Here is a 12,291-nt window from a genome sequence, read left to right on the forward strand (position 1 = left end):
ACGCCGGCTCTCGACACCCACGGTGCCAGATTCCGAAGAGATAAGGGTCGGTCGAAAGACGACCGCCGATAACATCGCAACGCTCATTAACGCATGGCCAAAAAAACGAAACCAGACCACAGGGTGCCGACAATCCCGGCACCCCGTGGGTAACCGGCTAACATTCCTTGAGCTTGGTGGCCTTATCCACCACCAACCTCAAACCGTCCTCAACCGGGATCAACCTCAACTCGGTGCCCACATCAATGCGCAGCCGGGTCAACCACATCCCCCGCAGCTTGATGCACGGCACCTGCTCTTCCCCATAGCGGTCCTTCGATCCGGGGTAATTGACCGCCTGCACCTTGAGCCGCTTGGGCACATGCCAATGCAGCACCTTCGGACGGCTCTTGCTGTCGCCGCGCCCATCTGAACCAGAATCGTCTTTCATCGAACGTCCTCATGGTTTGCATGTTCCCCGCCGGAATGGCGGGGAAATCGGGAGGCTGAAATCCGTAAACAGACCAAACACGGAGTGACGCTTTCCCCGGGGGTGTTGTATTGCGCCACCCTCCCGATACAGGACGTCCATCTTCATTTAGGTCTGTTAGGAGATTTCAGTCTCCGATGCACACCATGCGCGATGGCGCATGCCGAATGATCTACAAATTGTTGCAAGAATACGGGTTGCCCACGGCTACTCTTCGGCGTTTGACGCGACCCACGTCAACTCGACGCACATGCACTGCATGGGCGAATTCTCATCTTCCTTCTTCAGGCTGCTCGCATCGCCGACGCGCGTCCGCCACAACGGCAGTCGATTGAGCCGGAATTAGAATGGCATCGCCACATTTCTCACAAACGCCCACAAGAACATTGCTGACAACGACAGCACCATCCCGGAACGGTAGATCGCGATCCGCAAAAGTGACCGTAACGCGACCGTCCCTGTGACAGATTGCGCTCTTACGATCACCAACATTGAACAACTTCATCCGGACCTCGCTCTGCATCTTCGCCGAAGCATCTGGGTCTTTGCACGGTCCACAGCGATCATTTCATCAATCGAGTGGAATCCAACCTTGAAGAGCCCATCCAAGCTCCGTTCGACCTTCAGCGCTAACGCGACAAGGATGACTGTACTGAATGCGCAGTCGCCTGATCGCTCCAGGTTGCGGATGGTGCCAACCGAAACGCCGACACGTCCAGCCAGCTCTGCCTGCGTCAAGTTTTTACTGAGACGCGCCAGCCGAACTCGCATGGCGAACTCGGCACCGATCTCCTTTGGCGTACCTAGACTGAAATCCACTGGTGCCTCCTTTGGGGCGCACCTTAGCCAAGCCGCCGGAGACGAACAAAATTTTGCACGTAAACGACACTTTCCGGCATTAACGGCCAGAATTTTGGCGCTCACCCATCAGTGTTCGCGGTTTGCCTCGCTGAACGGGGAATCTACAGCGGATGGGCGTCCCTCCCAGGCACTGAGCTCACCAATCAACCGGTGTTTCGCCTTGATGGTCTGCGAAATGACGGCCGGCTGGCTGCAATCACCCTGCCAGTCCAATGGCGATTTCTGCGGCACGCTGGCGTTCACTTCCACGGATATCCTGCCCTCACTCAGGGACACGATCTTCACTGAACCGTATTCCGCGCGGCCATAGCAGCCACGCTTTCCCGCGAAGGCCGCACTTCCCTCGCTGAAGAAGACGCTCGCCTGTCCCTCTCTAATCTGGAAAACGTCGCCAGCAACGACGGTCGGCGGAAGCCGGATGGTCAGCTTTCGATAGGTAGCGCTATCGACGTTCCACGACCGATGGTAGTGGTGCTCAGCCACTACCACTCCTTCACCCGGGGCAATGCGGTGGCAAGCGAACTGAAGCTCTCGCGTGGTGACCTCAAGGCACTGCGGCAATATTGCTACCGCATCGGCGACATAGATCGATGTCTTCCCGGCCGCCACGGCTGTTGAAGGCACGAACAATGCACAGAGCACTGCCACCGTTAGAGACCGCTTATAGACCATCGAATCAGATTGCAACGCTCTTCACTCCCTTGATCCGACCGGAATGGACCAGTACCAGACCTGCTGGTGCCTCTCGTGTACAAGCAACCCAAACTGGCGAACTGAAGGCTCATTGTCGAGGTCGCCACAACGATAGGCCTTGCCGGATGCCAGCGGCACCGCCCCCTCGCCTGCGGTGAGCGCCTCCGGCCACCACCTGGCGGTACGCCGTGTCTGACGCGCGGGCGGCAGCGGGACCTCCGGGTCGACCACACAGCGCTGAAGCAGCCTTTCCGGTATCGTTGCACTCAGATTGAACCGGACCCACATCTGATTGGAGTCGAGGTTGTGTGATTCCACGATGTCGGTGGCGTCTGCGGGGAGATCTGCGGGCAACCAACCACGGTCGAAGGAACCATCGCGCTCGGCGTCGGCGCGGGTTGGGTAATGGCGGGTCTGTGACTCGCCGGGAAGCTCTGCGCATGAGCAGAGCAGCAGGCAGGAGACGATTACTGCAGAACGTCTTTTCGCAGACCCCGAAGGCCAGGATATCCAACGGTCGCGCATCGTCATGCCCTCCAGGCATGTGGCAGCGAAGTCATACCACTACGCCGTCCGTCCAACGATCTCAACCATGAGTTGCTCCTTGGTGCGAACTCCACCTGGCAGATAGCATTCGTACCCCTCTGCGACCACTCGGCAATGCGCCAGGGCCTCGTCCTTCTTCCCGAGCTGGATCAACACCCCAGCCAGATGCATCCGAGATGCGTCGGTGTAGTACCCAAACCCTGCTGCCTCGCCAATCTCCACCGCTCGCGAGAACGACAGCGCCGCATCCTCGATGCGGCCATCCCGCCACTGCGCAATGCCCAGGTGGAATCTGTCGGCTGGCTCCCAGTCGCCCAGCGCGACGAGGTGCTCCAGATCGACTATCTGGAGGTCTCTCTGCCGGAGGGATGCGTAGACATCTGCACGGGCACGGAGTCCTGCCCTTCGGGTCAGCTCCTGATCGATCAGCGCTTGGCATAGCGTCAGGGCGGCTGGACCGTCGGAAGTCGCTAGCAGCGCTTCGATCCTTTTCAGGATCTTGCTGAGGTCTTCCTCGCTTGTCGGCAGTGCCTTCACCATTCTCCCTCCTGCAATTCAGGCTCCGATGTTTCCGGTAGACCCACCTACAGCAGCCACGCAGGGCGTGGCTCTACGGGTGCTGTGCGATGGCTTTGTGGGTGACATGGCCGCGCAGCCAATCTGCAATGACGCCTGCGGCGGCATCGGCGCGGGCTTGCAGCAGCAGATGCGGTCCATCCAGCGTGACCCAGCGTGCCTGCGGTGCCAGCCGCTGCAGTGCCTGCACGCTGATCGGCCACAGCAGGCGATCGTGGCGTGCCAGCAAGCCGAGCAGCGGCACCTGCAGGCTGCGTAGCGGCTTGCGTGCATCCACGCGCAAGGTTGCGGCGGCACGCTGGCGCAGCACGTTGGCCGGCACCTCGTTCAAGGCCTTTTCCAGTGCGTGGCGGGTTTCGCCGGTGCACCAGCGGCCCAGCAGCAGCGGCACCAGTACCGCCAGGGGTGGCAGCGGCCAGGCCGGTGCGAGCAGATTGGCGAAGGCAGCGGGAACCGGTACGGGGCGATGTGCGAAGGTCGTGGACAGCACCACGCCGCGCAGCGCGGGCGGGGTCTGTGCAGCCAGCAACACGGCCAAGGGACCAGCGAAGGATTCACCGAGCAGTACGAACGGCGTTTCCGGCAGCTGCAGGCGTACACGCGCGGCCAGCGTGGCGTAGTCCTGCGGGCCATCCTGTGGATAGCGCAGCACCTGCGCGGGCACGCCACGTGCGGCCAGTGCATCCAGCAACGGGGTGGTCAGCAGGCCGGTGCCGTCCAGACCGGGCAGCACCACCAGGGAGGGTTGAGCGTCCATGCAGGCAGCCACAATAGTGGGGGTCACCGGCATGGTGGCATGCGGGCGGTGAAGGGTTCAACGCCCTGCCCCGCCTTGACGGCGGTGGCCGGGCGTGGGCGATACTCGCGCTTTACAGCAGGATGCGTTTCACAAGGGGATGACAGATGAAAACGATCGTACGGGCGCTGGCCACGCTGGCGCTGCTGCTGCCGTTGAGTGCGGGTGCACAGAGTGGAATCATGCCGGAAGGTTCAGCGACGAAGGCAGAGGGTGAATTTTCAGCCTCGCTGCTGATTACCGCCGATCCGAACTGGCAGCAGGAATGGGAGGCGCCCAAAGGCGAGGTGCCGAACTTCCGGCTGGCGGATTCGGTTGCCGTGGGCGGCGATCTGTATGTGCTGGCCTTTCTCAGCAATCCGCAGCTGGACGAGGCCGGTATGGCCAATGTGCGCTGCGACCTGAAAGTGGCGCACCCGGACGGCACGCTGAGCAGCAACGATCATGACCTGCCCTGCTTCGTGACCCGGCTGGAAAGCGATCCGAAGCGGGTTTACCTGTCGTCGGTGGGGCTGAAGTTCACGGCCGAGGAAGGCGATGCCAAGGGCACGTGGACCGTGGGCATGACGGTGCATGACAAGAACCGCGGTGTGACGTTGCCGTTGGAAGCGACGTTCGAATTGCGGTGAGCGGTCACGACCAACGGTCGTGACCTACCGGGTGTTTTGACAAAGGGTAGATCACGACCGTTGGTCGTGATCCACGCATACCTCAGGCAGCACGCAGCGTGCTGCGCACCGTGCCCTGCTGCTCCAGCTTGAACACTGCCACCGCTTCATTCAGCGAATGCGCCTGCTCTTCCAGCGCGCGGCTTGCAGCGGTGGCTTCTTCCACCAGCGCGGCGTTCTGCTGGGTCACCTGGTCCATCTGCACGACCACCTGATTGACCTGCTCGATGCCGGCCGCCTGCTCCTTGGTGGCGGCGGCGATGTCGCTCATCAGCTGGTTGGTGCGCGAGCTGGCCTGGGTCAGGCGGGCGATGGCGGCTTCCGATTCGACGGTGACGCTGAGGCCGGTCTTGACCTTGTCGCTGGCCACGTCGATGAGGTCTTTGATCTCCTTGGCAGCGGTGCCGGCACGCTGCGCCAGCGTACGTACTTCGCTGGCCACCACGGCGAAACCACGACCGTTTTCACCGGCACGCGCCGCTTCCACGGCGGCATTGAGCGCGAGGATGTTGGTCTGGAACGCAATGCCGTCAATGACCGAGGAGATCTCGGAAATACGCGCGGAGGATTGATCGATCTCGCCCATCACCGCCGCCATCTGCGCGATGGCTTGTTCGGTGGCTCGCACGGCCGCACCGGCGGCATGCGCCTCCTGGTCGGCCTGGTTCGCCAGCTCGGCGTTCTGGCGGACGGTGGAGGTCAGCTCTTCCATAGAAGCAGCGGCCTCTTCCAGGTTCGCGGCCTGCTGTTCGGTGCGGCGCGACAAGTCACTGTGCCCCGCCGCCAGTTCCTGCGCAGCATTGTTGATACTGCCAGCCGCGCCCTGGATCTGCTGCACGATGCCGGTCAGCTGCGCGGCGGTGACGTTGGCGTCGTCGCGCATCTGCGCGAACACGCCCTGGTACTGCCCGCTCATGCGCTCGGTGAGGTCACCGGTGGAGATGGCGCGCAGCACGGTGGACAGATCGGCAATGCTGGACTGCGACGCGGCCATCATGCCATTGAGGTTGGCGACCATCGCCTGGAACTGGAACTGGAAGGCCGCTTCGTCACCACGCACGCTGAAATCGCCGGCGCGGGCGGCGGCGGCCAGGGTGTCGATGCTGTGGTTGATGGCAGTCAGGTTGGCCTTGACCGTGGCCATGGTGCGGGTGAGCACGGCCTTTTCGCCGGGGTAGCTGTCCAGGTCGCGGCGCAGGTCGCCGATGGCGTAATCCTGCATGACGTCGACCATGTGGTTCTGCACGGCCACGTGCGAGCCGACCAGTTCATTGGTGGCGTGCAGCATGCGGCCGTAGTCGCCCGGCAGTGCGTCGGCGTCCATGCGGTAGCTGATCGCACCGGCCTCGTGCTCGCGCGCCATGTCCAGCTGCGCGGTAATCGCGGCCTGCACGTTGCGGCGCACGCTGCCCATGGCTTCGCCGAGGCGGGTCAGTTCGTCACGACCGCCGAGGTTGAAGTTCTGGTCGAGTTCGCCCTTGGCCATGCGATCGGCCGGGGTGACGGCACGGCCGAGCGGGCCGGTGAAGCTGCGGCCGATCAGCACCGAGGCGGCAATGCCGACCAGCAGTGCGATACCGCCCAGCACCAGCAACTGCAGCTGGGTGCGCTCGCCGACGCGGATGGCTTCGGCGGCGGCCTTGCGGCTTTCGGCCTCTTCATAGGCAACACCATCGGCCAGCGCCTTGTTCCAGCCGTTGGCGGCCTGCTGCACTTCGCTCAGGGTGAAGGCCACGGCTCCGGCGAAGTCGCCGTCGGCCATCATCTGCCCGGACTGCTTGTTCAGCGGACGGGCGATGGCGCGCTTGGCGGTGATGTTGTCGATCACCTGCTGGCCTTCGGCGTTGTGCGGCAGTGCCTGGTAGGCGGCCCAGCTGGCTTCGTAGCGGGTGACCAGGTCAGCGATGCGCTTTTCGTCGGCTTCGCGCTCCTGGCCCTGGCGGATCAGCATTTCGCGGCGGACCACCAGCATCTGGTTGTTGGCGTCGAGCAGGTCGGAGAGCAGGTGGACCTTGGCCACGCCTTCGTCGACGACGGTCTGCATGGCTTGTTTCTGTACCGTGGCACCTACTGCGCCGGTGGCGACGACGGCCACGACCAGTATGAGTAAAAGGCCAAAGCCCAGGCCAAGACGCCAGACAACGCTGACGTTGCGTAACAGATCCATGAGTGATCCACGAATGTAGGGGGAGAAACCGGTTATCGGCCGGTCTTCACGATTTCTTTACATTGCGGTTCAGGCGACGTAGAGCCACGCCCTGCGTGGCTGTTCGCGGTGTTGGATAGTGGGTCGAAGCCACGCAGGGCGTGGCTCTACGCCAGCTGCAGCAACATGTCCTTGATTGGCCCATGAATGATTCCGCGCAGGAGGCGTGCCTCACCGGGCTCGACGCCATGAGCCGCCCCTTCCTCATATTCACCGTAGAGCGCCTCCGCTTGCGCTTGCAGGCGTTGCTGCAGATGGTCCAGCTCACGCTCGGCGGTTCGAGGGCTGAGCCCGAGGGATTCGCCAAGTGCGATGACATCAGCGCGAGCAATCCCGGCGTAGGGCTTACCTCCCGGCGGGGTCACGGGGACGTCCCGGCCCCACGTGTTATCCGCAGCGTAGATGCTGGTGCAGATGAGGTCGTAGTGGGGAGCAAGCACCCAGCCATCCGGACTTGCCAGGAAGCTGAGATTCTTCAGGTGGGCGTCCGAATTGCCGGCGATGAGATTGAACAACCACCAACGGTAAAGCCTCGCGCGCGTTTCAGCCTTGGATACACACAGGTCAATCAGCCTGTTCAACGACGCTGAAGTGGCTTGACTGTATTTGTACAGCGCATCCAGCGAGAGCATCTGGCAGGCGTCCAACGCCTGCAGCCTCTCGGGTGGAACCCGGAACGTGCGGTCGAATCGCCGTACCAGATAGACAGGTTCCGGAACACGCCTGATCGAAACTTCTGCTACGTCCATGCCTACCGCTGACGCCAGACGCATCACGAACCATTCGTTGATGGTGGTGTGCCAGTAACGCTCTGACTGTGGATGATCGGGCTTGAGTATGTGTGTGGATGGTTCAGCGCCGACAGGCTCATACAACCCGTCTTCCCGCACGGTAATGGCCAGCTTGTGCTGCGCCCCGGCCAGAGACATGCGCTTTGCAGCACCATGTGTCATGGGCATCTGCGGCAGCCCGCGTATCCGCTCCGACAGCGCGGTATCGGACAGCGGAACCAGTCCCCGCTGTGGCAGGATCTCGCCTTCGGACAGCAAGGTAAGCGCGCCTGCGGATTCCCGTCCGTAGTACTGGAGCAACCCGAAGCTATCGGCAACTTCAATGTGCGCATCACGCGCCAGCAGCGCTCTTGCATCCTCTTCAGGCAGCAGGTTGTCAAAGAACCACTGCACCGGCCTGAGCGACGCGCCATCCACGATCGTGCCCAACTGGCGCGGCAGCGCGGGTGAGATATCCGCCCCTTCCCACGCAGCGCTGTAGTCAAATCGCCAGAGGTTGCCCTGCTCGGACAACTGGCCTACAAGCGCATCATCCAGCCATACGTAGAGACGCCTTTCTGCTGGAGCGATCATTTTGAGGGTGTCCGCTTGGGCTTGCGCTGCATGAAAGCATCCGGAACCTGCAGCGTGACCTTGATGCCCAGTTCGTCCAGCGCACGCATTACCCGGCCCAGTTGCACCGACGGCTTGCCCCGCTCGGCGTCACGCATGAAGACGTGGCTGGAATCGATGTAGCCGGCCAGGTCGTCCTGGCGGATGCCCTGGTTCTTGCGGACCTTGCGGATGATTTCCCCGATGTCTTCCGGGGTTTTGACCTTGATGTCGATCACGGTGGGCCACCGAATCTAAGCAGTTGTTTCTATAGTGAAGTCTTGGCGGGTGAGATGCAATGTTTTCTAAATAGTTGTTTATATTTTTTCGAAATCAGCTGCCAGAAAGAAAATATCTAAACCGCAGCTTCGAAATTTGGGTGCTCGCCAAAAGTAGAAGCCCCGCTTTCGCGGGGCTTCTTTGCCGGGCAAGCCCGGCACTACGGGGCGGGAACCCGAACGTCCGGGGCGGGAACCCGAACGTCCGGGGCGGGAACCCGAGGGTCCGGTTCGGGAGCCCCGTGTGTACGGGCCCCCAAACCGGATCAGGCGAACGGGTCCTGCAGGACCATGGTGTGGTCACGGTCCGGGCCGGTGGAGACGATGCTGATCGGGCAGCCGGCCAGCTCTTCCAGCGAACGCAGGTAGGCGCGGGCGGCGGCCGGCAGTTCGTCCCAGTTGGTGATGCCGTGGGTGTTTTCGCTCCAGCCCGGGAACTCCAGGTACACCGGGGTGCAGTCTTCCCAGCCCTGTGCGTCCAGCGGGGCGTATTCGGTGCGCTTGCCGTTGTACTCATAGGCAATGCAGACCTTCAGCTTTTCCATGCCGTCCAGCACGTCCAGCTTGGTGATGCACAGGCCGCTGATGCCGTTGATGGCCACAGCGCGCTTCAGCGCGACGATGTCCATCCAGCCGCAACGACGCGGACGGCCAGTGGAGGCACCGTACTCGGCACCGCGGTCGCGGATGCCCTGGCCGATTTCATCGTCCAGCTCGGTCGGGAACGGACCGCCGCCGACGCGGGTGGCGTAGGCCTTGGCGATACCCAGCACGTAGTCGATGGAATCCGCGCCAACGCCGGTACCGGCCAGTGCGCCGCCGACGGTGGTGTTGGAGCTGGTGACGTACGGGTAGGTGCCGTGGTCGATGTCCAGCAGCGCGCCCTGCGCGCCTTCGAACAGCACGCGCTTACCCTGCTTGCGCAGGTCGTGAAGGATGCCGGCCACGTCGGACTTCATCGGCTGCACATATTCGCCGAAGGCCAGCGCTTCGTCGTAGGTCTTCTGGAAATCCACGGCTTCGGTGCCCAGGTACTTGGTCAGCACGAAGTTGTGGTAATCCAGCGCGGTGCGCAGCAGTTCTTCCAGCTGCTTGGGGTAATGCAGGTCGGCGATGCGGATGCCGCGACGGGCGACCTTGTCTTCGTAGGCCGGGCCGATGCCACGGCCGGTGGTGCCGATCGCCTTGCCGCCGGCAGCGCGTTCGCGCGCCTGGTCCAGGGCAATGTGGTACGGCATGATCAGCGGGGCGGCCGGGGAGATCTTCAGGCGCGAACGCACTTCCACGCCGGAGGCTTCCAGCTCGGCGATTTCCTTCTGCAGGGCCGCCGGGGAAATCACCACGCCGTTGCCGATCAGGCACAGCGCGTCGTCACGCAGGATGCCCGACGGAATCAGGTGCAGAACGGTCTTCTTGCCATTGATCACCAGGGTGTGACCGGCATTGTGGCCGCCCTGGAAACGCACTACTGCACCGATTTCCTCGGTGAGCAGATCGACGATCTTGCCCTTGCCTTCATCGCCCCACTGGGCACCCAACACTACGACAGACTGACCCATGACGGGCTCCTCGAATTGTTGCGGCCATCGGGGCCGCGAGAGAGTAGACCGTGACCCTGCCAGCCAGCGCGTGAAGGCGACTCCAACGGGGAGCAGCCAGCGATGGAAGGCCCAGACACAGAAAAAGCCGAACGGGAGGGCCCGTCCGGCTTTTGTGCATTATCCGGGTTTCCAGGGTCCACCGCCACCCCGGAGGGCAGCGGCTTCATCCACCGGTCAGCGGTCGCTCTTGAGGTACTGCAGGAACGGGTCGTTCTTGTCCAGCACGATCACGCCATTGCCGTCGGTCATGGAGCCGCGATAGGCCTCCAGGCTGCGGTAGAAGGCGTAGAACGACGGGTCGGCATTGCCGGCCTTGCCGTAGATGCGGGCGGCTTCAGCATCGCCGGCACCACGCAGCTGCTGGGCATCGCGTTCAGCTTCGGCCACGATCACGGTCGCTTCGCGGTCGGCCTGGGCGCGGATGGTCAGCGACTGCTCCTCACCCTCGGCGCGCAGCTTGGCGGCTTCCTGCTTGCGCTGGGCGCGCATGCGCTCGTACACGTCGCTGATCACCTGGCTGTCAGTGGGCAGGTCGATCTGCTTGATGCGCAGGTCGACGATCTCCATGCCCAGGCCCTTCACGGCTTCGTTGATGCCGGTCAGCTGGTTGGCGATCAGCTCGCTGCGGTCGCCGGACACCAGCTGCTGCAGGGTGCGCGAGTTGATCTGGTTGCGCAGCGAGTCGGTGATGATCGGAGCCAGACGCTGGTTGGCCAGCTTGGCGTCGCCACCGGTGGCACGGTAGTAGGCGCGGGTGTCCTTGATGTAACCGATGGCGAAGAAGTCGACGCTGACGTCCTTCTGCTCGGCGGTGAAGTAACGCGCCGGGGCGGTGTCGAGCACCTGGAAGCGGCGGTCGAACACGCGCACGGTTTCAAACAGCGGCAGCTTGAAGTGCAGGCCGGGCTTCACGTCGGCGCGCACCACCTTGCCCAGGTTCAGGACCATGGCGGTCTGGTCCTCACGGACCACGTACACCGACCCCAACAGGGCCAGCAGGGCGGCCACGGCCAGGCCAATCCACAGGGGACTCTTCATCGGTTGGCTCCTTCACGACCGGCCGGTCGCGTGGTCGGGCGTTCGGCGTTGCGCACGCCGTCCACCGGCGTGCTGGCCGGCAGCGACGGCATCATCACCTCGGAGGTGATGCCCGGCAGGGTGGGACTGGCCGGTGCGGGACCGCTGCGGTTGTCGGGCATCGGCACGTAGATCAGCTGGCGGCCATCGCCGCCGATGACCTTGCGATTCTCCGACAGCACCTGCTGCACGGTTTCCAGCCACAGACGCTTGCGGGTGACTTCCGGCGCGTCCTTGTACTGGACCTGCAGCTGGCTGAAGCGCTCGGCGTCACCGGTGGCCTTGGCCACGGCGGCCTGCTTGTAGCCCTCGGCGGTGGTGCGGGCACGGGAGGCCTGACCGCGCGCTTCCGGCACGATCTTGGCGGCGTAGGCCTGGGCTTCGTTGATCAGACGTTCCTTGACCTGCTGGGCGGCATTGACGTCGTCGAAGGCGGGCTTCACCTCTTCCGGCGGACGCGCGTCGGGCAGGGTGAGGCCGGTGACGCTCAGGCCGGTGCGGTAGCTCTTCAGCGAGGCCTGCAGGCGCTCTTCTGCCGCTGCGGCCAGCGGGCCGCGATTGTTGAGCACGGTGTTGAGGTCGGCACGGCCCACCTGTTCACGCACGGCGCTCTGCGCGGACTGCTCCAGCATCTGGTCGGCGTCAAGGGTGCCGAACAGGTACAGCTGCGGGTCGTCCACGCGGTACTGCACGTTCAGCGACACCCGCACGATGTTTTCATCGCGGGTCAGCACCGGCACGTCGCTGCTGAAGGTCTTGATCTGGGTCGCGTTGACCTTGGTGACCGATTCGATCGGCCACGGCAGCTTGAAGTTCGGGCCGGGCTGCAGGATGCGCGAGAACTGGCCGAACCGCAGTACGACGCCGCGCTGCTGTTCGCCAATCAGTTGGAAGCTGGAGAACAGCACCAGCAGCACCACGGCCACGGCCACCCAACGCAGGATGCCCCCATCGAACAGGTCCTTGAGCGGACCGGGAAAACCGCCCCACCCGCCACCACCGCCACCGCCGCCGCGCGGGCCGAACGGTCCGCGTCGATTCTCGTCGGGGCCTTGTCCGCCCTTGTTGCCGCCGGGTGTATTCCAGGCCATGCACGCTCCATCAGTAATAGGTTGCCTGCGGGCCACTCCCGCACCGT

12 protein-coding genes are annotated in these 12,291 nt (G+C 63.4%); 1 reads left to right on the forward strand and 11 read right to left on the reverse strand.

Annotated elements, in window-relative coordinates; translation table 11 throughout:
• Positions 1-157 precede the first annotated feature (157 nt).
• The 5 genes from RT551_RS06145 to RT551_RS06165 form a co-directional block, all read right to left on the reverse strand.
• Entirely contained in the window at positions 158-430 is a 273-nt protein-coding gene (locus tag RT551_RS06145) for a hypothetical protein (protein ID WP_313456523.1), read from the reverse strand.
• Between the two features lie 966 nt (positions 431-1,396).
• The gene (locus RT551_RS06150) at positions 1,397-2,017 is read right to left on the reverse strand and encodes a hypothetical protein (protein WP_313456526.1); all 621 of its coding nucleotides are present in this window, start codon (positions 2,015-2,017) and stop codon (positions 1,397-1,399) included.
• 6 nt (positions 2,018-2,023) lie between these two features.
• Positions 2,024-2,554: a hypothetical protein gene (locus RT551_RS06155; protein ID WP_313456529.1), complete on the reverse strand. Its 531-nt coding sequence runs from the start codon at positions 2,552-2,554 to the stop codon at positions 2,024-2,026.
• A gap of 33 nt (positions 2,555-2,587) precedes the next feature.
• Entirely contained in the window at positions 2,588-3,109 is a 522-nt protein-coding gene (locus RT551_RS06160; RefSeq protein WP_313456531.1) for a hypothetical protein, read from the reverse strand.
• Positions 3,110-3,179: 70 nt separating this feature from the next.
• Positions 3,180-3,902, reverse strand: a complete 723-nt coding sequence (locus RT551_RS06165; RefSeq protein WP_313456532.1) for an alpha/beta hydrolase — start codon at positions 3,900-3,902, stop codon at positions 3,180-3,182.
• 146 nt (positions 3,903-4,048) lie between these two features.
• On the opposite strand from RT551_RS06165, the gene RT551_RS06170 reads away from it, so the two are divergent.
• Complete coding sequence (locus RT551_RS06170) at positions 4,049-4,570, forward strand: hypothetical protein (protein ID WP_313456534.1); 522 nt, start codon at positions 4,049-4,051, stop codon at positions 4,568-4,570.
• An 82-nt stretch (positions 4,571-4,652) separates the two neighbouring features.
• Here RT551_RS06170 and RT551_RS06175 read toward each other — a convergent pair whose 3' ends face one another.
• From RT551_RS06175 to hflK, 6 genes are all read right to left on the reverse strand, one after another.
• Complete coding sequence (locus RT551_RS06175) at positions 4,653-6,776, reverse strand: methyl-accepting chemotaxis protein (protein ID WP_313456536.1); 2,124 nt, start codon at positions 6,774-6,776, stop codon at positions 4,653-4,655.
• Between the two features lie 146 nt (positions 6,777-6,922).
• Positions 6,923-8,179 carry a HipA domain-containing protein gene (locus tag RT551_RS06180; protein WP_313456537.1) on the reverse strand — a complete coding sequence of 419 codons (1,257 nt, stop codon included), beginning with the start codon at positions 8,177-8,179 and terminating at the stop codon, positions 6,923-6,925.
• A complete protein-coding gene (locus RT551_RS06185; protein ID WP_313456540.1) occupies positions 8,176-8,436 on the reverse strand; it encodes a transcriptional regulator in 261 nt (86 codons plus the stop codon). The genes RT551_RS06180 and RT551_RS06185 overlap by 4 nt, the downstream gene beginning before the upstream one ends.
• 305 nt (positions 8,437-8,741) lie before the next feature.
• Positions 8,742-10,034, reverse strand: coding sequence for an adenylosuccinate synthase (locus tag RT551_RS06190; RefSeq protein WP_282298342.1), 1,293 nt, complete (start codon positions 10,032-10,034; stop codon positions 8,742-8,744).
• A 216-nt stretch (positions 10,035-10,250) separates the two neighbouring features.
• On the reverse strand, positions 10,251-11,114 hold the full coding sequence (locus RT551_RS06195; protein ID WP_313456542.1) for a protease modulator HflC: 864 nt from the start codon (positions 11,112-11,114) through the stop codon (positions 10,251-10,253).
• The gene (gene hflK / locus RT551_RS06200; RefSeq protein ID WP_313456545.1) at positions 11,111-12,244 is read right to left on the reverse strand and encodes an FtsH protease activity modulator HflK; all 1,134 of its coding nucleotides are present in this window, start codon (positions 12,242-12,244) and stop codon (positions 11,111-11,113) included. The genes RT551_RS06195 and hflK overlap by 4 nt, the downstream gene beginning before the upstream one ends.
• Positions 12,245-12,291 lie beyond the last annotated feature (47 nt).

Origin of the sequence: Stenotrophomonas sp., from assembly GCF_032103445.1 — a bacterium.
Classification (GTDB): Bacteria; Pseudomonadota; Gammaproteobacteria; order Xanthomonadales; family Xanthomonadaceae; genus Stenotrophomonas.